We start from the raw sequence: 20,269 nt of genomic DNA, 5'->3' as shown, positions 1-20,269 counted from the left end.
ATGCCGATCAAGGGCCAGCTCGCGCGATTTGAAGCCTGCTGGCGCGTCGCGTACAGTGCTCCCGGCTACTGTGACGACAGCCTTTTGGCGCGCGAACGCCGCCGCATCGCACTTCTGGCCGCGTGATCGAGCCGTCGGAAGCACATCACAAATCAAACGCAGGGCCGATGCCGCTGCGCACGACAGAACAACCGCAATTGCGTGGATTCCCGAAATGCCCCTGACCCTGCCACAGCTCGAACGCCACCTCTTCAAAGCCGCCGACATCTTGCGCGGCAAGATGGATGCCTCCGAGTTCAAGGAATACATCTTCGGCATGTTGTTCCTCAAGCGCTGTTCCGACGTGTTCGAGCAGCGGCGCGAGGAAGTGGTCCTCCTCGAAATGGAAGGCGGCAAGACTGAAGCCGAGGCGCGTGCGTCGGCCGACAACACCCGCTGGTACAAGAAGGAAGGCACCTTCTGGGTGCCGCCGCAGTCGCGCTACGAAACCCTGCTCAACGATGCCCACCGCAACGTGGGCGACTGGCTGAACAAAGCGATCAGCGGGCTGGAAGAAAACAACGCCGCGCTCGATGGCGTGGTGGCGCACATCAACTTCACCAAGCAGGTGGGCCAGAGCAAGATCCCCGACATCAAGCTGCGCCAGCTCATCACGCATTTCGCCACCTACCGCCTGCGCAACGAGGATTTCGAATTCCCCGATCTGCTCGGCGCCGCCTACGAATACCTGATCGGCGAATTCGCGGATTCGGCCGGCAAGAAGGGCGGCGAGTTCTACACGCCCCGCTCGGTGGTGCGGATGATGGTGCGGCTGATCAAGCCCGCGCTCAAGCACGACATTTACGACCCCTGCTGCGGCTCCGGCGGCATGCTGATCGCCGCCAAGGAATACATCGACGAACACGGCGAAGACGGCCGCAAAGCCAACCTCTTCGGGCAAGAATTCAACGGCACCGTGTGGTCCATCGCCAAGATGAACATGCTGCTGCACGGCATCACCACCGCCAACCTGCAGAACGACGACACCCTCGCCGAACCCCGGCATGTTGAAGGCGGCGAGCTGCTGCACTTCGACCGCGTGCTCACCAATCCGCCGTTCTCGATCAACTGGGGCAACACCGAAAAGAACGCCGACGGCACGCCCGCCTGGAAGCCCAAGTTCGAGGCCGAGCGCTTCCCCTACGGCCAGGTGCCGCTGGGTGCCAAGAAGGCCGACCTGATGTTCCTGCAGCACATGCTCGCCGTTACGCGCGATGGCGGCATGGTCGCCACCGTCATGCCGCACGGCGTGCTGTTCCGCGGCGGTGAAGAAAAAGCCATCCGCGCCGGCATCATCGAATCCGACCTGCTCGAAGCCGTCATCGGCGTGGCGCCCAACCTGTTCTACGGCACCGGCATCCCCGCCTGCATTCTGGTGCTGCGCCAACAGGTGCAGAACGGCGCCCACCGCGTCAGCGGCAAGCCCGCCGAGCGCCAGGGCAAGGTGTTGTTCATCAACGCCGACCGCGAATTCTTCGAAGGCCGCGCGCAGAACCACCTGCTGCCCGAGCACATCGAAAAGATCGTCACCACCTTCGACGACTTCCGCGCCATCCCCGGCTTTTCGGCCATCGTGGATAACGCCACGCTCAAAGAGAACGGCTACAACCTCAACATCCGCCGCTACGCCGACAACGCCCCGCCGCCCGAGCCGCACGACGTGCGCGCCCACCTGGTGGGCGGCGTGCCCAAGGCCGAGGTCGACGCCAAGGCGCCCTTGTTCGCCGCCCACGGCCTCAACCCGCTCGACCTGCTCACCGCGCGCCCGAACGACCCCACGCGCAAGTACTTCGACTTCAAGCCCGCGCTCACCCAGCGCCAGGCCCTCAAGCCCGCCATCGAAGGCAACGCCGGTCTGGTGGCCAAGGAAGCGGCCATCAGCGAAGCCTTCGAGCACTGGTGGCAAGCGCACAGCCCCCGCATCACCGCGCTCGCCGGGCAGATGCAGGCGGGCAACGACGGTGCCGCCAGCCTCGTTGCGCTGCGCAATGATCTACTCGCCAGCTTCAGCCAAAGCCTGGAGGCCATCGGCCTGCTCGACCCCTTCCAGGTGCGCGGCATCGTCGCCGGCTTCTGGTACCAGACCAAGTACGACTTCCTCACCCTCATGGCGCGCGGCGCCAAGGGCGTGGCCGATGCCTGGCGCATCAGCATCGTCACCGCGCTGGAAGACAAAGCCAGCAAAGAAAGCCCGCTGGAGCACAAGCTCGTCAGATTCCTGATGAGCGATTTCGTTGACGCCATTACCGAACTCGAAGCGAAGAAGGCCGAACTCGATAGCCAGATCAAGGCCGCCACGCCGGCCGATGCCGAAGGCGAAGAGGGTGACGCCGCCGCAGAGGAAGGCGCCGACGATGAAACCGCCGTCGATGAAGCCCAGCTCAAGGCCTGGAAGAAAGACCTCGCCACCGTCAAAAAGCAACTCAAGGCCCGGCACGACAGCTTCAAGCAGCACATCGATGCGGCCGTCGGCGGCCTCACACCGCAAGCCGCGGCCGACTTGCTACTGACCATCCTGCACCACGACATGCAGGCCATCGTCGAGCGCTACATCGCCGCCCAGCGCAAGCAGATCGTGGCCGCGTTCGAGAACTGGTGGGACAAGTACCGCGTCACGCTGACCGAGATCGAGGGCAAGCGGGATGAAGCAGCGAAGGCGCTGCAGGGGTTTTTGAAGGGGCTGGGGTATGTCTGACGTGTGCGTCGAATACCCGCACGACTGGGCTTCTCGGTCGCTCGAACAGATCTCCTTCCGCATCACGAGTGGAGGGACGCCGACGTCTGGTAGTCCGAGGTATTACCGTGAGTATGGAGGCCTTCCGTTCGCCAAGACGGAGGACCTCACGCGTGCTGGCAAGAAATTCATTGACGGTTGCGAGTTGGCGATTTCCGATGCTGCTCTGAAGGAGACGGCTGCCAAGAGGTATCCGGCCGGCACCATCTTGGTATCGATGTATGGAACGATCGGACTTACAAAGATTACCGCCGTGGAGATGGCTGCGAACCAAGCGCTGTGCGCCTTGATTCCTCCCTTTGCCTGCGATTCCGACTACCTTTACCACCATCTTGACCACATTCGGGCTGAGTGGCTCAAGCACTCAGGTCAGACCACACAAGCCAACATTAGTGGGGCTGCCGTACGAGCACATGTTGTCCCGTTGCCGCATCCGGCTGAACAACGCCAGATCGCCCAAGTTCTCGACACCCTCGACACCGCCATCCACGAAACCGAGGCGATCATTGCCAAGCTCAAGGCCGTAAAGCAGGGCCTGCTGCACGATCTGCTGACGCGCGGCATCGACGCCAACGGCGAACTGCGCCCGCCCCAAGCCGAAGCCCCGCATCTCTACAAACAGTCGCCGCTGGGGTGGATTCCGAAGGAGTGGGATGTTTCCAGCGTTGGAGCTGAGTTCATTGTCGATGCTGGAATTACCCTGGGCCAGCATCGTGTGCCTCGGATCAGGCCACGTCCCTATTTGCGCGTCGCCAACGTTCACCGGGCCGCCCTAAAGCTCGACGATATTGCCTATCTCGAAGCATCCGATGCGGAGGCGACAGAAAAGTCATTGAGGCCCGGCGACCTGTTGGTGGTCGAAGGTCACGCCAGTACCGACGAAATTGGCCGCTGCGCGATGGCTGATCAAGACGTTTCTGGATTCCTATTTCAAAACCACCTGTTTCGACTGAGGCCAAGACGCCTGAACAACAACTTTTCATTGCTCTGGATGAACTCTGAATTCGTGCGGGCATATTGGAGAACAGAGGCTGCAACCAGTTCAGGGCTCAATACGATCAACCGTACGAAGCTGAACGCTGTGAGCATCGCAGTACCAATTAGAGAAGAGCAGCGCGGCATTGCGACCATAGCGGCGAATATCAATGCCCGAATGTTTGGGGAGTGTGCTACCCGTGAGAAATTGCGGCAGCAAAAAGCCGCTCTTATGGACGACCTCCTCACCGGCCGCGTCCGCGTCACACCCCTGCTGGAAGGTGCCGCGCCATGACCGAGCGCCCCGTCTCGCTGACCCCGCCCCCCAGCGGTTATGCCGACTGGCTGGCGGCGCTGAAAACCCGCATCCACAGTGCCCAGCAGCGCGCCGCGTTGGCGGTGAACCGCGAGCTGGTGGCGCTGTACTGGCAGATCGGGCGGGACATTCTGGAGCGGCAGCGCCGCGAGGGTTGGGGTGCCAAGGTGATCGAGCGGCTGGCGCAGGATTTGCGCAGCGCCTTCCCTGACATGAAGGGTTTTTCGCGCGCCAACCTGATGTACATGCGCGCCTTTGCCGAGGCCTGGCCGGATGAGGCAATTCTCCAACAGGCTGTTGGACAATTGCCCTGGGGCCATAACCTGGTGCTGCTCAGCAAGCTCAAAGCCACGCCGCAGCGTTTGCTTTACGCCCAACGGGCGGTGGCGCATGGCTGGTCGCGCGCGGTTCTGGAAATGCAGATCGAAACCCGGCAGGTGGAGCGCGAAGGCCAGGCGGTGACGAACTTTACCGAGCGCCTGCCGGCCCCGGACACCGACCTCGCGCAGCAGTCGCTCAAAGACCCGTACCTGTTCGATTTCTTGCGCCTTGGGAATGAGGCTCACGAGCGTGAGATCGAGGCTGCGCTGGTGCAGCACATCACCCAGTTCTTGCTGGAGCTCGGCGCCGGCTTTGCCTTTGTGGGCCGGCAAGTGCACCTGGAGGTGGGCGGCGATGACTTCTTCATCGACCTGCTGTTCTATCACCTGAAACTGCGCTGCTACGTGGTGATTGAACTGAAGGCCGACAAGTTCAAGCCAGAGCACCTGGGGCAACTGGGCTTCTACCTCACTGCGGTGGACCGGCAGGTGAAGAGCGCACACGACGGCCCCACCATTGGCCTGCTGCTGTGCAAGAGCAAGAACAAGGTGGTGGCCGAGTACGCGCTGGGCGACACCAGCCAGCCGATGGGCATTGCCGAATACAAGCTGCTGGAATCGCTGCCGGCCGATCTGCAAACCGGCCTGCCGAGCATTGAGCAGATTGAGCGGGAACTGGGCGCGCTGCCCGACGACGGTAGCGGAGAGGACGACTGATGGGCTGGGAACTCGACGACGTTGAAAAGCCCTTCGTGGCCCAGTTGAAGGCGCTGGGTTGGGCGCACATCGAAGGCAGCCTCGACCAGCCCGCCGTCAGCGGGCGCACCGGCTTTACCGAGGTGATCCAGGAAGCGGCCTTGCGCGCCCAACTGCGCGCGCTGAACCCCGGGCCAGACGGCGCCCCCTGGCTGGACGATGCACGGCTGGCCGAAGCGGTGGCGGCCATCACCCGCCTGGGCACGCACAAGCTGATGGAGGCCAACGAGCAGGCCACCGCCTTGCTGATTGGCGGCCTCACGGTGGAGGGCCTGCCCGGCTGGGACGGCGGGCGCGGCCAGACGATCCGATACATCGACTGGGACAACCCCGTGAACAACCGCTTCACGGTGATCAACCAGTACCGCGTGGATTGCCCGCCCGGTTTCAACAGCGCCAAGCAGTTCATCGTGCCGGATTTGGTGCTGCTGGTGAATGGCATGCCGCTGGTGGTGGTGGAGTGCAAGAGCCCGTCGATCCCCGAGCCGCTGGCCGATGCGGTGGACCAGTTGCGCCGCTACAGCAATCAGCGCAAGGCCGCCTTCGAGGTGGACGAGAACGAAGGCAACGAGGCGCTGTTCGCCACCAACCAGTTGCTGGTGGCCACCAGCTTCGACGAGGCGCGCGTGGGCTGCGTGGGGGCAGCCTTCGAGCACTACGCCCAGTGGAAAACGGTGGTGGGCCCGGATGGCACCGGCTCGGAGACCGAGGTGGCGCAGGCGCTGGGCAAAACGGCGCTTTCCGAACAGGAGCGTTTGATTGCCGGGCTGCTGGCCCCGGCGCATTTGCTGGATGTGGTGCAGCACTTCATGTTGTTCATGCAGGCGGGCGGGCAAACCATCAAGACGGTGTGCCGCTACCAGCAATACCGCGCGGTGAGCCGGGCGATTGCCCGCCTCAAGCGCGGCCAGACCCGCCTGCAGCATGGCGAGAGCGACCAGCGCGGCGGCATCATCTGGCACACCCAAGGCTCGGGCAAAAGCCTGACCATGGTGTTCCTGGTGCGCAAGATGCGCGCCGATGCACAGCTGCGGCGCTTCAAGGTGATCGTGGTCACCGACCGCAAGGACTTGCAGGGCCAGTTATCGGTGACGGCCACGCTGACCGGCGAGGTGGTGGAAGTGGCCGATAGCACCCGAGGCGTGAAGGCGCTGGCGCGGCGCAAGGGGCCGGGGCTGGTGTTCGCCACGATCCAGAAATACCGCGACCCGGACAGCGCGGGCGATGCGCCGCTGAAGTCGGACGACTTGCCGAAGGTGGAAGAACCCAAAGCCACCTACGGCAAAGGCGACAAAGCCGACGAGAAGTTCGAGGTGCTGAACGAGGACGACAGCATCCTGGTGCTGGTGGACGAGGCGCACCGCACCCAGGCGGGCGACCTGCACGCCAGCCTGCTGGCGGGCCTGCCCAACTGCGCGCGTATTGGCTTTACCGGCACGCCGATCATCATGGGTGAGAAGAAGCGCACCCACGAAATCTTCGGCGAGTTCATCGACCGCTACACGATCAAGGAAGCCGAGGCCGACGGTGCCACGGTGCCGGTGCTCTACGAGGGCCGCACGGCCACCGGCGCGATCAAGGACGGCGCCAGCCTCGACGAGCTGTTCGAGGACTTGTTCCGCCAGCACACGCCGGAGGAACTGGAGGCGATCAAGCAGAAGTACGCCACCAAGGGCCACATCTTCGACGCCCCGGCGCTGATCGCCGACAAGGCGCGCGACATGCTGCGCCACTACGTCACCAACATCCTGCCCAACGGCTACAAGGCGCAGGTGGTGGCCTACAGCCGCCTGGCGGCGACGCGCTACTTCGCGGCCCTGAAACTGGCGCGTGACGAACTGCTGGCCGAGGCGCAGGCGCTTCCGCCCGAAGACAAGGCGCTGGACGACGAGGCGCTGTGCCAGCGGCCGCCGAAGGTGCAGGCGGTGGTGCAGGCCTGGCGCTACCGCGACACGCTCTCACGCATTGAGTTTGCGCCCATCATTTCGGGCAGCAACAACGATGACCCGGGCTGGAAGCCATGGACAGACGGCGCGGCGCACGAGCAGCTGATCAAGCGCTTCAAGAAGCCCTTGTTCCATGCCAAGCCCGAGAAGACCGACCCGCTGGCCTTCCTGGTGGTGAAGTCGATGCTGCTGACCGGCTTTGACGCGCCGATCGAGGGCGTGATGTACCTCGACCGGCCGATCCGCGAAGCCGAGCTGCTGCAGGCGATTGCGCGGGTGAACCGCACCGGCTTCGGCAAGCGCTGCGGCATCGTGGTGGACTACTACGGCGTGGCGCAGCACTTGAAGGAGGCCTTGGCCGCCTATGCCGATGAGGACGTGAAAGGCGCGCTGGCCAGTCTGAAGGACGAGGTGCCGGTGCTGCGCGACCGGCACCTGCGCGTGGTGGACCTGTTTCGCAAGCAGGGCATCGATTCGCTGGACGACACCGAGGCCTGCATCGAAGCGCTGGGCAGCGAGCGGCTGCGCGCGGAATTCGCTGTGAAACTCAAGGCCTTCCTGGCGTCGCTGGATACCGTGCTGCCGCGCCCCGAGGGCCTGCCTTACTCGGGCGACGCGAAGCGGCTGGCCTACATCTACGCCCGCGCACGCAACCGCTACAAGGACACGCCGATTCTGGGCAAGGATGTTGGCGCCAAGGTGCGCAAGCGGATCGACGACCATGTGATTTCGCTGGGCATCGACCCGAAGATTCCGCCGATCCAGCTGACCGACGCCGAGTTCGAGACGCACGTGGCGCGTGCCGCAAACGACCGCGCGAAGGCATCCGAGATGGAACACGCGATTCGCTCGCACATCCGCAAACACACCGACGAAGACCCGGTGCTGTACCGCAAGCTCTCGGAGCGGCTGAACGAGATCCTGAAAACTTTGGGCGAGCAGTGGGACGAGGTGGTTGCGCAGCTGCAGAAGCTCATCGACGAGTTGCGCGCCGGGCAGGCGGCAAGTGCCGATGCGCCGGGCGACTTGCCCGAGCATTGCGCCCCGTTCCTGCGCACGGTGCTCGACGTGGCCTGTGCGGGCCAGACGCCAAGCGCCGCTGAACTCTTGCGCCTGAAGGATGTGACGGTGGAGTTGGTGGAGCTGCTGTCGCAGGAACTCAAAGGCAATCCAAGGATCTGGAGCCCGAACAAGCTGCCGGACCAGGAGAACCTGCGTGATGGCGTGCTGTTCGAGCACTTGATGCGCCTGAGGCCGCCCCTGGTGGATGCCGATCGGGCGGGGGTGCTTGCCGACAGGTTGATGGAGCAGGCGCGTGCCAATCACGACAAGCTGGTGCAGGTGTGAGCAGCGATCGCCGCGCCGCCCCAAGATCGCTGCTCACCCCCACGGCGGGGGGCTCCCATGAGCTGATGCGCGACGGGCTGAAGTTGCAGGAACTCACGGTGGACGAACTGCGCTTCAACGTGCGGCACAGCGCACGGCGCAAGACGATGCAGATCACCGTGGAGCGCGACGGCGAACTGGTCTTGTCGGCGCCGCCCGAAGTGGGCGAGGCCGCGCTGCGCACCTTTGTGCTGGAAAAACGCTTCTGGATCTACACCAAGCTGGCAGAGAAGGATCGGCTGCAGCGCGAGGTGCCGCGCAAGACCTTTGTGAGTGGCGAGGGCTTCCTGTACCTGGGGCGCAGCTATCGCTTGAAGCGATTGGATGACCAGGACGTGCCGCTGAAGCTGGCCGCGGGCCGTTTCTGCCTGCGCCTGGACGCCTTGCCCGCTGCGCGCGAGCACTTCATCCGCTGGTATGGCGAGCGCGCACGGGTATGGCTATCGGCCAGGGTGGCCGACTACCGCTCACGCATGGAGGTGGCACCGGCCGGCGTGAAGGTGCAAGACCTCGGGTTCAGGTGGGGTTCTTGCGGCAAGGGCGACTGGCTGTACTTCCACTGGAAGACGATCTTGCTGCCAGCCCGTATCGCCGAATACGTGGTGGTGCACGAGATGGCCCACCTGCACGAGCCGCACCACACCCCGGCATTCTGGCTGCGCGTCGAGCGTGCCATGCCCGACTACGCGCAGCGCCGGGCCTGGCTTGCCGAGCATGGCATTGACGTCGAAGGGCTCTGACTCCGGCGGCCGTTTCTTCTTTTGGGCGCGTCTTGATCTGCGCAATTTTCCGGCCGCTTGGCCATCTCTGCCCGATGCGCACAACGCGTCTGCGACGGAGCGGGAAGGAGGCATCAGATTGCGCGGCATGCACGAAGCTACGGCCGCGTCGGACGTACTTCAGGTGAATGCTTGATCAGGCATTCGCCTCGTTGGCGATGCCGTACAACACCTGCCCAGTCGGCCCGGCACCCACGGCGCCCTCGCAATGACCTGCCTGGTCGTCGAAGAAGAAATCCGGCTCGAACTCTTTTAGGAAGGGGCCCTTGGGCAAGCCACCGAGAAAGCAGGCTTCATCGACTTCAATGCCCCAGTGGAGCAGGGTGCGGATCGCGCGCTCATGTGCCGGGGCGCTGCGGGCGGTGACCAGTGCGGTGCGGATACGCACCGTGTCGTCGACGTCCCGTGATTGCAGCGCGTGCAACGCCGCGAGGAAGGGCTTGAAGGGGCCGGGCGGCAAGGGCTCGTGAATGCGGATGAGTTCGTGCTCGACGAAGCGTTCAAGACTCTCGCCCTTGAACACCCGTTCTGCCTGATCGCTGAACAGCACGGCATCACCGTCGAATGCGATGCGGATTTCGTCCGGATTGCGGGCTGCATCGGCTGCGGACGCGGGGTAGACCTGCGCCGCCGGGTGCCCAGCCAGCAAGGCGGCCCGCACGTCCTGCGGATTGGCCGAGAGAAACAGCGACGCGTTGAGCGGCGCCAGGTACCGATGCGGCGAGCGCCCGCGGGTGAAGATGCCGCGCTCGATCGCAAGCCCATAGTGTTTGGCGGCGCGGAACACCCGCAAGCCACTGACCGGATCATTGCGCGAGGCGATGACCACCTCGACGGGCTGCACCGCTGCTGTGTTGAGCCGAAGAAGCTTCTGCACGAGTGGAAACGCAACGCCGATCGGTGGCGGGTTGTCCAGGCGCTCTAGTTGCAGGGCACGATAGGCCTTGTCGTTGCCCCCTTCGAAGACCGCGTTCTCCGACTCCAGATCGAAGAGCGCGCGGGACGATATGGCGACTACGAGTTTTCCGGCGAGGCTAGGGGGCATGTTCGTTACCGCGATTTCTGCGTCGATTGAAAGGCCAGCAGGGCGGGGCGCCACGCTGAAGCGCGCGCCAAAGGCGAGTTTGGGCGCTTTGCTGCTGCGCTGCGGGTCAGGGTGTCCAGTCCCACGCCAGTCTAGTCCAGTCCAGTGAGTCGATCTGCGCGAGTACCCAGGGATCCGTCGGCAGCCCGAACGTATCCTGAAACCAGACGGCGGCCAGAGACGAATAGCACTGTCCCGGATCACGGGCGAAGTCGGAGGATTCGAACACGGCAATCGTGGTGACAAAGCCCACGCGGTGCCAGCGCTCGCATGTGCCGTCGGCACGTTCCACTTCCCCGAGATACCGCTGCGGGGTGAGCAGGGCCGGCGGACCGAAGTGCGCCGGCAAGCGTTCGCGCGCACGGTGCAATGCATACGCGCCGCGCTGCTCGACTTCGTCGCAGAACTGGCCAGGGAAACCGCACAACATGCCGTCGTAGGTGCCGAACTGGATCAGGTCGGTCAGTTTGACGACCCGATCATCCGCAAGGGCACGGGTCCAGCGCGGGTGGGTCAGCGGGTGGCCGCGCGAGCGCCCGGTGTCGATGCTCGGCGCGTCTTGGCTGCAGCGTTGGGCCATTTGTTTGAACACTTCGTGTTCGGTGTCGACGGAATCGCCGTGCATGTTTGGTCTCCTGGTCGGAAAGCGCGATACGTTGGGCGGGACTGCGCCTAAAGCCCATCGAAAACCTCACGCAGGGATGCTGCGCCGGGGCGGGTGCGATCCATGAAAGCCACGATATCGGCTGGCGCGAAGCGTCCGTTCACCAACGGCAGCACTGCATCGAACGGGCGTCCGGAACTGCGTGCCCAGCGCAACAAGGCTTCCAGCGCGACGACCGCATCGCCATCTGCGTTTGCCGGATCGAGGCGTGGCCGATTGCCGGGCGTGCGCGGGCGGCAGAAGTAAGCGGGGGTCGACAGCATGAAAAGCCTCCCAAGGTTGATGGATCGCATTCTTTCGCACTGCTGGCTCATGCGGTGAGCCACTCCTGCTGCATCATCGCTGTCATCGTCAAAACGAAACCCTGACATGGACCGCACCGAACGCTTCTACAAGATCGATCGCCTGATCGCCGAACGACGGGTGGTGAGCCGGGACGAATTGTTGGCCGAGCTCGAGGTCTCGCTCGCAACGCTCAAGCGCGATCTGGAATACCTGCGCTCGCGCTTGGAAGCGCCCATAGTCTGGGACCGCGATGCTGGCGGATATCGCTACGAGACCGACGCAAGGACGCCATCGTTCGAGCTGCCCGGCATGTGGTTCTCGGCGGCGGAAATCCACGCGCTGCTGTCGATGGAGGCTTTGTTGGAATGCCTCGGTCCGGGGCTCCTGACGCCGCATGTGCAGCCCTTGCTGACAAGGCTGCGCGCGATGCTCGATCGCGAAGACATCCCGCTTGAAGTGGTGAACAAACGCATCCGTGTGATGCGTTTGAGCGGTCGTCGTTATGAGCCCCGCCACTTCACGCCGATTGCCCACGCGGTGCTCAAGCGCCAGCGCCTGGTGATCGACCATCGCCACCGCGGGCGCAACGAGCTGACGCGCCGCGAAGTCTCGCCGCAGCGGCTGACCTACTACCGCGAAAACTGGTACCTCGAAGCCTGGTGCCACCTGCGCGATGAACTGCGCAGCTTTGGGCTGGATGCGATCGAAGGGGTGTGGAGCAGTACCGAGGCCGCCAAAGACGTGTCAGAGCGCCAGTTGAAGGCGGTGCTCGACGCGGGCTACGGCATTTTCTCCGGCGAGAAAGTCGAATGGGCGGAACTGCGTTTCGCACCGGAACGCGCGCGCTGGGTGAGCAAGGAAACCTGGCACCCGGACCAGCAAGGCGCCTTCGACGACGCGGGCTACTACACCCTGCGTATTCCCTACAGCGCCCCCTTCGAACTGGCGATGGACGTGATGCGCCACCTGCCGGAAGTCGAGGTGATCGGGCCCGATTCGCTGCGAGACGAGGTCAAGACGCGCCTGGCCAAATCCCTCGAAGCGATGCTGGCGCTAAAGCGATAGCAAAGCCTCCTGGTTCGTACATCCACGAGGGCCGACCAGAGCAACACATGACGGATTCGAAGCAGCGCGAAAACCTCTACGCCGCTCCGCGCGCGGACTTGCGGGATGAGAGCCCTTCTCGACGTCTTCAATGGGTGGAATGGGGGTGCGCGATCGTGCGCGCCTTGCTGGACCTGGTGATCCTGTGCCTCATTCCGCTGCCCCTGACCATAGCGTTCCTTGTACTGACGGGCGAGTCGCTTGTGTCCTGGGCTATCCCGGTGGGTTGCGTTGCCGGCTTGGTGGCGACGATATGGCTGCGCCAGTGCTTCGTGGTGCCGAAGGCCGGCGCGCCAGTGCGAGGTCTCTGGCGTTTGCTGCGATGAGCGCGGTGCGCGCCCGTCGGGGCGCCCAATCGATCAGCGTTGAACGAATGGAGCAATCGATGAGCAAGGCGAGGCCCCTCAGGAACCCGACGCTCGCGTCGTGCTTTGAAGTGGCGGTTGAAGACCTGATCCTCTGTTCAGAAGCGCATCGCTTCAACATCGGTGCGATGCGTGGCCCTGATGGCGCCCCGGCGATCGAGATCCTGGTGAGCGCGGAACCGCTCGCGGCGTTGATCCGGGCGGCCTCGCGAGGGCTTCGGGTCTACGAACTCATGCAAACCCGGCGTGCCGGTGATCTGCACCACTACATTGAGGTTGGATGCGCAGGAGCCCCGGCGCCGTTCCGTCGCGAACTTCGAAGCGGGTTATCAGGCCGTTGGCCGGGCCTCCTCCGCGCGGATGGGTCGGGGGGCTTGCTTGTTGCGTTCGACGATGTTCTTTGGGCCGACGACCTGGACGATGCTTCGGAAGCCCAGGCGCTGTGGACCACCAGTCGCCGCGAAACCCGGTGGGATGCTTACATCGATCGCTTGCTTCAGGCCACCCGTCGCGCGCAGCGCGCGCTTGAGCAAAGTGACGATCTGCTCGTCCAGCGCGAGCTTGCGCTCATGTGTGCGGGGCGCCATGTCAGCGATCGCCTTGCGGAAATTCCCCGCGCAGGCGGGCTGGCTGCGCATGGACGCGCGCCAGCGGTACTGATGCCGGAAGATGTACGTGAACAACTGTTCGACTTCATCGAGCAGCACGGCATCCGGGAAGTCACCTGCCTTGTGCCGGATCTGCAGGCCTGGCGGGGGCTCATCGCCCTGCAAGTGCTCCGTGCAGAAGCGGAGGGTGTGCCCCCCGAACGCGCTTTGGCCCTGTACGCGCCGGACATGGGCTATCCGTGCTCGGCGGAAGCCGCAGGGGGCCATGTCCATGTGTCCTATGAGGGGTTCGTTGCCTCTGCGCTCACCGTGATTGCGGGCCGCCCCGATCGCACACCCGGCTTCGGCGGTCCGCCAGCGTCACTTGGGGCATTCATTCGCTGGTCGACGCACGAAGTGCGCTTCGTCCTGAGCAAGGAGGACCTCGGCGCGCTCGCGTTCGCTCATCGACAAGCCTTTGGCGCTTGGTGGCTGTACTCGGCGCACGACCGGTAGATCGCGTCGAGCGGCGCAGTGATCGCCGCCGCAATGAGGGCCTGCATGGCAGTTGGATTGGGCAGATCCAGTTGGCTGGAACCGACGTGAGTGCGGCGTGCCGGGTGTGCGGCTTTCTGGGCAAGAAGGGGGCTTTCCTAGTGAGGTTGTTGCCCGATTGCTTTCTTCCCCGCCCGCTCTGAATGCAGGTTTGCCAAGTTGCCATGCCGCGAGGATGCTCAACAGCATTGGAGCAAACCTTGCCGACCAGCGAGGGTGGTGTCCCTAATGAGGGCAAGTCGAGCAGTGAGGGGAGCAGGCGAGGCCGTCAGCCAAGGGCTTGACTGCATTCAGGTTTGCGTCTGTCGGATGCAAATCGAAGGAGCGATTCTTCGCCGGTCGTCGCGCTTTCGGAGTTGATACTCAACGTGTTCTCACAGCGGCACGATCCCATGCGTTGCTTGCCCCGGCGCGGCGTTCTCTGCGGCGTGTCCGGCGATCACTGATAGTTTGTTGCCGGCTCAATAAGCCGTTCTCTGTCAATGAGTTTTGCGGTGAAAGTTATCCTTCCCGCAACCTGACCGCGTCAGCCGGCCCCGGGGCAACATCTCGGGGACTCGGCGACTGCTCACTTGCCGAGTCCCTACCTATTTGGCCAAGCGCGGTGAGCTTGAAGCAGCCGCTTAACCGGGGCCCGAGCGTTGGCGGCCGCGTTGGTTGGCGCATCGTCACAACTGAAATTTTCAGCACTCCCCCCGTTACTGTCTCTAAGAGAAATGGGGAACGGTTATCGGCAATTTTCGTGCGTTTTGGCGTCTGAGTACGTGGCCAATGTAAAGGGCCCAGCAACCCGCCGTCGCCGATCATCGCACCTTGTCGCGGTGTGCTGCCCGCGCTTCGCACGACACTCTAACTTGGAAACTCCCGCAGCGGTCGTGGTGAAACGCCGCGCAGAGCCCCTCCGTGCTTGACGTTCGTGTTAGACAGTCGTAAAAGACAGTTCTAGTGCTGCAAAATAGAGGAATCGATGAAGCGACTCTCTCTTGACGAACTGGCTCAGCTGGTGAGCTTGCCGCCGCGTACCGTGCGCTACTACATCCAGCGCGGGCTGGTGAGCCGTCCGCACGGCGAACGCCGTGGCGCGTGGTACGACCAGTCTCACCTTGATCAGTTGCTGCAGATCCGCCGCTGGACCGAGGCCGGCCTCTCACTTGAGCGGATTGCCGAGTTGCTCGGCGGCGGTGCGCTTGATGTGCCCGAGGCGCCACGACGCGCGGGACAGGTCAGCGTCTGGTCGCGGGTGTACCTCGGGCCCGGGCTGGAACTGCACCTGGACCCGCACGAGGCGGGTTTGAGTCCAGAGCAGGTGAGGGCGCTGGTGGCGGCGGTGATGGAGGAGCTCGCAGCCTTGCGCCGCGAGTGAGCAACCTGGAGAAAACGATGAAACTCGCGCAACGATGCACCTTCGGATTGAATTGCGACGCGCCCGCCGCGGTGCCGCTGACCGGCGTCGCCGTAGACGCCCAATTGATTGGGCCTCTGGCGGTGGTGGAGTTGCGGCAGCGCTGGCGCCATGACGGCGATCGCCCGATCGAGGCGACTTACACCTTTCCGCTTGCCGCGGAAGCTCAGCTTATGGATCTGGCGCTGACGATCGGAGAGCGTCGCTTGAACGGCACGGTGCAGCCTCGTCGTGAGGCCGAAGCGGGCTACGAGGCGGCGATTGCTGAGGGGCAACGGGCGGCGCTGGTGATGGACGCCGGCCCGGACCTTAAGCAGATCGCGTTGGGCAATTTGCAACCGGGCGATGCCATCGAGGTTTGCCTGCGCTGGGTAGAACCCTTGCGCTGGGTCGGCAAGCAACTGCGCTGGCGCTTGCCCACGGTCGTGGCGCCGCGATACGGCAGTCCTTCCGAGGCGGGTTTCGCGCCATGGCAAGCGCCGACCACCTCGCTGCTTGCCCACTACGCGTTCGATGTCCAGGTGCGCATTTCAGGGGATCTGGCCGAGGCGAGCCTGGCGTGTCCCACGCATCCAATCACGCTGCGACGCGACGGCGGCGACATGCTCGTGAGCCTTGCTCGCGAAGCCAGTCTCGACCGCGACTTCATTCTGAATCTGGTCGCCGAGGCCGACCCGCGCGCAGAGCTATGGACGTGTCCGACTGCGACCGGCAGCGCGGCGCTGCTGAGTTTCCAGCCCAAGGCATTTGGCGGCGTCGATCTTGGCGGGCGTCATCTTGTGTTGCTGGTCGACTGTTCGGGATCGATGGGGGGTGACTCGATCCGCCAGGTAAAGGAGGGGCTGCTCAGCTTCCTCGCCCTTGCCCGCGAGCAGGATCGCGTCACGCTCATGCGATTCGGCTCTTCGGTGGCGCGAAGCAATGACGCGCCAATCGTGTTGAACCAAAGTGGCCGAGAACAACTCGCGCGCCTGGTGCGCACCACGGTCCACGCCGACCTTGGTGGCACTGAGATCCTCAAAGCATTGGATGCGGCCATCAAGGTGGCTGGCCCGGAAGGTGAAGTGCTGTTGATCACCGATGGCGAAGCGCATGTTGCGCCCCAACACATCGCGGCTGTGACAAGCGCCGGGGTACGCATCTTCACCGTAGGTGTCGGCAGCGCGGTGGCCGAAGGCCTGGTCCGCGATCTCGCGCTGCGAAGCCAAGGCGCTTGCGAGTTGGTAACCCCCAACGAATCCATGGCGGCCGTGATTGCCAGTCAGTGCCGGCGCCTGTCGCTACCGCGCATGACGGCCCATCTGGCGTGGGACACCGAGCCGCTGTGGTGCGAGGCGCCTCCTGCAGCGCTGTTTGCCGGCGACACGGTGCTCCTAGGTCTGGAGGCTACGCAGCTCACGGCACCTCGACTCGAACTTCGACATGAAGAGTGCACCCGGCAACTGGATGTCATCACGCGCTCCGTGCCCGAACCCTTTGTCGATCTGCTGCGCCGCTACACGGCTGCACGCCGCCTGCCAACGCTGCTAGACGCTGAGGCGCAAGCCTTGGCCGTGCGGGAAGGCTTGCTGTGTCGCCACACCGCAATGATCGCCATCGACACCGAAAAGACCGCGAGCGACGGCCTGCCGGCCCTGGTTGAAGTGCCGAACATGCTGGCCGCGGGATGGGGCGGCTTGGGCTCGGTGGTGGCATGCAGAAGTCTTGCCTACAGTGCGGACTTCTGCGCGGATCTCTCTGAGTCCCCGGTGATCCGGCGCGCCAAGTCGGCAGGCCGTGGGCCGGCCACAAGCGAGCCACCCGCCGAGCTGATGGCTTTCCTGCGCGCCGACGTCCGGGTAATCGGACTCGTCGAATTGCTGGAACGGATCGCACGGCATTTCGACAAGGCACCGCCGGGCTCGCTTGACGCGGCGCGCGCAGAGCTGCCTCTATCGTGGCTGATTGTGCTTGAGCACTGGGTCGACCAGGAGCAGCCGGATCTGGATGAGCAGCAGCGCTTCGCCTGCTTTGTGGTCGCCGGTTTGAAGACAGTAGGTGATGCGATCAACCTCGCGATGCGGCTGCTGCTGCGCCGAACCTTCGCCGGTCTGGTGCCAGCGGGGTGTTCGATCGATGGGCTCGAGCGCGCACTGGCTGACGAGCAGCGCCGCGTGGAAACCCTCCGAACCTCGGCGTGATCGGCGCTGAGCGTTTGCTTGGGGACACCCGGCATTCGGTTCCCGTCGAGCGAGCGGAGCGCGGAGTTTCAAGCGCAAAATAGCAGGCTCACCCGGTGAGCCTGGGCACGATCAGAATCGGCGTGTCTTGATCAAGGAGCTTGTCATGAGCCCCCCATGCAACGTGATGAACCGCGACAACCTCTACGCCGCCCCGCGCGCCGTGGTGCGGGACGACAGCCTTGCTCAAAGGCGTGGATGGGTGGAGTGGGGGGGCGCAGCGCTTCGCGCCTTGCTGGATCTCGTGATCCTGTTCCTCATGCTGCTGGCCCTGACCACAGTATTCGATTTGCTGCAGGGCGAGCCGCATGCGTCCTGGCTTGCCCCGGCGGCTTTCATTGCGGGATGGTTGGCGACGATATGGCTGCGCCAGTGCTTGGTAGCGCTGGAAGATGGGGCGCCGGTGCAAGGTCACTGGCGTGTGCTGCGATGAGCGCGGCGCAAGAACGGTTGCGGGCGTGGAAGCCGTTGCTGGATCTGCTTGCACCCGAAGAATGGCGCCGGCCCTGGAAGCTCTTGACGCTTGCGCTGGGCATGGCGTGGCTGCTCTGGGGCGCCTTGACACTCGAAATCGGTGATTGGGATGTCGGCGTGTCGCTGCTGATGGGGGGCTTCACCTACCTGTTGGCGCCGATGGCTGCACGGATCCTGATGCGACGCCAATGGCGGTGCTTACCCTTGAGCCTGCTCGCCTGGTGGTGGTGCGTCGACGGCGTGTACATGGCCTGGCATCTGTCGATGGGCAATCCGATCTACCGCGAAGCCAACGCCTACGCGTCGACCTGTCTGTTCTGGTTGTGCGGGTTCATCTGGTTGCCCCGGGCGCCTCTGTCCGCGGTCTTTCGTAATGCCCAGCGCGTTCGTTTCTGAATAGGCCTCATGAGCGACACTCGTGCCAATGCCGTGTATGTCACCGCGTCCGGCCGGAGCATTTCCGGCAGATGTATGTCTTGTTCAATCCGAGCGACTCTTGCGTTGGCTTGATCTGCGCCGGACCATGGCGGTTGTGAATGTCGTTATCCTGCCGGCTTCGGCATCATCAAAGCGTTTTGAAATTGTGACGAGGCACAAGTGACCAAAGCGAATCAGGGCAGAGAAGATGCAATCAGAGTCTTGGTGTTTGGCTCGACAGGGGTCGGAAAAACCAGTCTCTGCAATCTCTTGGCCGGCAGGAAACAGCCAAGTCATAACGGTGCGCTTGGTGTCACTTCGCAAACCCACACCTACAATCCCTTCAAACTGAGGGGCCGCCAAGTCGTCATCGTGGACACCGTGGGTTTGCACGAAAGCCAGCATGGAACGGTTCCCCCTGAGAAGGCCGCTGCGCAGATTCTGGAATTGCTGAGTCAGTCGAAGGATGGTTTCAGCCTCATCATTCACGTTGCCAAGGTCGGTCGCATCACGCAGGAGCGAGACCAGGACTACAAATTCTTTGTTGAGAAGATGTGCGACCGCAAGATTCCCGTCTTGCATGTACTGACCGGCGCGGAGAACGAAGCGCCCAAGATGCAGAGTTGGGTGGAAAGCAATCGCGAAGCTTTTGGACGTTTTGGATATGCTGAAATCATTGCCGTTTGTTGTGCATCTGGAGGTCCTCTTGAACAGCATTACGCGCCGCTTCGAAGGGCGTCACGCGCCCAAGTGACGAAGGCGATTCTGGCTCATGCGCTCCCGGTTCCGTGCTTGCTCTATGGCGACAGAAGTGGCGGATCTATTGGTGACTTGTTTGACAGGCTTTGGAACGGTTTTGTAGAGATTGCTTGTCTGCCTTCCACTTTGCGTCGAAAGGGCAACGAATCAGTCGCGGCGCTGATGCGACGTATGAACGTGCCGGATGAGGTTGTCGACCTACTGCGGAAACACGTGCCTGATCTGATCGAGGAATATGGGCCGGGGGTCATTGAGGGACTTCTGGACAAGCTTCCAGTTCCGGGCCTCGGGAAGGCTGGTCGTTTCGTCTCGGAAAAACTGATCAAGACTTGGCGTCGTAACGCCCAGGAGGGTGGCGATGCACCTGATGCCGCGACAGCTGAGTCAAAGACTGGAAAGGCTAGTTGAACGGCAGGATCCGCGCGCGTGCCAACTCCAGAAGGTCTGGCCAGTAGATCAGGATTACCCATGTCGAGATCATCGCAACGAGGACGACGATGTGGCCCAGCATCCCGCGTGCATTGAATACCCCGAAGTACTGCCCGCCAGCGAACAGCAGATTTTTCTTCTGCCGGCTGTAGTTGCGATATTCGGTTACGGCACGAATGACGATCCAGACGCCATGCCCACACGCGATTGCGAGAACGGTTGTACGGAAGATCGCAAGCAGATCGAGCTCGCCGTGCAGGGCCCGTTTGTAGACCAGAGAAAAGAAGCCGATCGCGATCGCTGCTATAACGCCGACCGTTGCATTGCGCACAGCGGTCTGTTTCTGCTCCATCGCAGCGTCCGATAGCTGGCTTCGAACTTCGTTCAGATTGTCGGTGATCAGCGCCGCGGTTTCAATCTTTGCCTTTTCGATGCGACGATCGATGGCCTCGCCGAACTTATCCGCTGCGTAGTCGATCAATTGCTCGACGTCTTGGCGGGTGAGCGACCGTTGCTTGGAAACTTCGGTTCCGATTGAGTCGATGTGCTGCTGGATTTGCTGGCTCGCGTTATCGATAGACTTTTCGACCACGACGCCGAACTGCTCGATTTCTTCTCTGAACCAATTAGCCATGCCGGCAGACTCGGAAATTGAAAGACGGGTTTGAGGCGGA

At 63.3% G+C, this 20,269-nt stretch carries 17 protein-coding genes; 13 read left to right on the top strand and 4 right to left on the bottom strand.

What is annotated here, in order from left to right; genetic code table 11:
- Positions 1–214 precede the first annotated feature (214 nt).
- Genes OPU71_RS16895 through OPU71_RS16875 form a run of 5 tightly spaced genes read left to right on the top strand, consistent with a single transcriptional unit; the run spans position 215 to position 9,212 of the window.
- Positions 215–2,734, top strand: coding sequence for a type I restriction-modification system subunit M (locus OPU71_RS16895; protein WP_267729229.1), 2,520 nt, complete (start codon positions 215–217; stop codon positions 2,732–2,734).
- Positions 2,727–4,043, top strand: a complete 1,317-nt coding sequence (locus OPU71_RS16890; protein ID WP_267729227.1) for a restriction endonuclease subunit S — start codon at positions 2,727–2,729, stop codon at positions 4,041–4,043. Before OPU71_RS16895 ends, OPU71_RS16890 begins: the two co-directional genes overlap by 8 nt.
- The gene (locus tag OPU71_RS16885; RefSeq protein WP_267729226.1) at positions 4,040–5,101 is read left to right on the top strand and encodes a PDDEXK nuclease domain-containing protein; all 1,062 of its coding nucleotides are present in this window, start codon (positions 4,040–4,042) and stop codon (positions 5,099–5,101) included. Before OPU71_RS16890 ends, OPU71_RS16885 begins: the two co-directional genes overlap by 4 nt.
- Positions 5,101–8,433, top strand: a complete 3,333-nt coding sequence (locus OPU71_RS16880) for a type I restriction endonuclease subunit R (RefSeq protein ID WP_267729225.1) — start codon at positions 5,101–5,103, stop codon at positions 8,431–8,433. The genes OPU71_RS16885 and OPU71_RS16880 overlap by 1 nt, the downstream gene beginning before the upstream one ends.
- Positions 8,430–9,212, top strand: coding sequence for a M48 family metallopeptidase (locus OPU71_RS16875; protein ID WP_267729224.1), 783 nt, complete (start codon positions 8,430–8,432; stop codon positions 9,210–9,212). The genes OPU71_RS16880 and OPU71_RS16875 overlap by 4 nt, the downstream gene beginning before the upstream one ends.
- 175 nt (positions 9,213–9,387) lie before the next feature.
- On the opposite strand, the gene OPU71_RS16870 is transcribed toward OPU71_RS16875, so the two are convergent.
- The 3 genes from OPU71_RS16870 to OPU71_RS16860 form a co-directional block, all read right to left on the bottom strand.
- Positions 9,388–10,296 carry a 5'-nucleotidase gene (locus tag OPU71_RS16870; RefSeq protein ID WP_267729222.1) on the bottom strand — a complete coding sequence of 303 codons (909 nt, stop codon included), beginning with the start codon at positions 10,294–10,296 and terminating at the stop codon, positions 9,388–9,390.
- Positions 10,297–10,402: 106 nt separating this feature from the next.
- Complete coding sequence (locus OPU71_RS16865) at positions 10,403–10,960, bottom strand: hypothetical protein (RefSeq protein ID WP_267729221.1); 558 nt, start codon at positions 10,958–10,960, stop codon at positions 10,403–10,405.
- 47 nt (positions 10,961–11,007) lie between these two features.
- Entirely contained in the window at positions 11,008–11,262 is a 255-nt protein-coding gene (locus OPU71_RS16860; RefSeq protein WP_267729220.1) for a hypothetical protein, read from the bottom strand.
- Positions 11,263–11,368: 106 nt separating this feature from the next.
- Here OPU71_RS16860 and OPU71_RS16855 point away from each other — a divergent pair, with 106 nt between their 5' ends.
- From OPU71_RS16855 to OPU71_RS16820, 8 genes are all read left to right on the top strand, one after another.
- Positions 11,369–12,349: a helix-turn-helix transcriptional regulator gene (locus OPU71_RS16855; RefSeq protein WP_267729219.1), complete on the top strand. Its 981-nt coding sequence runs from the start codon at positions 11,369–11,371 to the stop codon at positions 12,347–12,349.
- Between the two features lie 47 nt (positions 12,350–12,396).
- Positions 12,397–12,714 carry a hypothetical protein gene (locus OPU71_RS16850; protein WP_267729218.1) on the top strand — a complete coding sequence of 106 codons (318 nt, stop codon included), beginning with the start codon at positions 12,397–12,399 and terminating at the stop codon, positions 12,712–12,714.
- A gap of 59 nt (positions 12,715–12,773) precedes the next feature.
- A complete protein-coding gene (locus tag OPU71_RS16845; RefSeq protein ID WP_267729216.1) occupies positions 12,774–13,856 on the top strand; it encodes a hypothetical protein in 1,083 nt (360 codons plus the stop codon).
- 1,006 nt (positions 13,857–14,862) lie between these two features.
- The gene (locus OPU71_RS16840; protein WP_267729215.1) at positions 14,863–15,258 is read left to right on the top strand and encodes a MerR family transcriptional regulator; all 396 of its coding nucleotides are present in this window, start codon (positions 14,863–14,865) and stop codon (positions 15,256–15,258) included.
- A gap of 17 nt (positions 15,259–15,275) precedes the next feature.
- A complete protein-coding gene (locus OPU71_RS16835; protein ID WP_267729214.1) occupies positions 15,276–17,477 on the top strand; it encodes a VIT and vWA domain-containing protein in 2,202 nt (733 codons plus the stop codon).
- A 145-nt stretch (positions 17,478–17,622) separates the two neighbouring features.
- Positions 17,623–17,949: a hypothetical protein gene (locus OPU71_RS16830; RefSeq protein WP_267729212.1), complete on the top strand. Its 327-nt coding sequence runs from the start codon at positions 17,623–17,625 to the stop codon at positions 17,947–17,949.
- Positions 17,946–18,386: a hypothetical protein gene (locus tag OPU71_RS16825; RefSeq protein ID WP_267729211.1), complete on the top strand. Its 441-nt coding sequence runs from the start codon at positions 17,946–17,948 to the stop codon at positions 18,384–18,386. Before OPU71_RS16830 ends, OPU71_RS16825 begins: the two co-directional genes overlap by 4 nt.
- A gap of 201 nt (positions 18,387–18,587) precedes the next feature.
- The gene (locus OPU71_RS16820) at positions 18,588–19,574 is read left to right on the top strand and encodes a GTPase domain-containing protein (RefSeq protein ID WP_267729210.1); all 987 of its coding nucleotides are present in this window, start codon (positions 18,588–18,590) and stop codon (positions 19,572–19,574) included.
- Here the strand turns inward: OPU71_RS16820 and OPU71_RS16815 are convergent.
- Positions 19,567–20,229 carry a hypothetical protein gene (locus tag OPU71_RS16815; protein WP_267729209.1) on the bottom strand — a complete coding sequence of 221 codons (663 nt, stop codon included), beginning with the start codon at positions 20,227–20,229 and terminating at the stop codon, positions 19,567–19,569. The genes OPU71_RS16820 and OPU71_RS16815 overlap by 8 nt on opposite strands.
- Positions 20,230–20,269 lie beyond the last annotated feature (40 nt).

This window comes from Niveibacterium sp. 24ML, assembly GCF_026586805.1.
Taxonomy (GTDB): domain Bacteria; phylum Pseudomonadota; class Gammaproteobacteria; order Burkholderiales; family Rhodocyclaceae; genus Niveibacterium.
The sequence above is the reverse complement of the archived record's forward strand: the minus strand, read 5'-3'. Positions and strand labels throughout refer to the sequence as shown.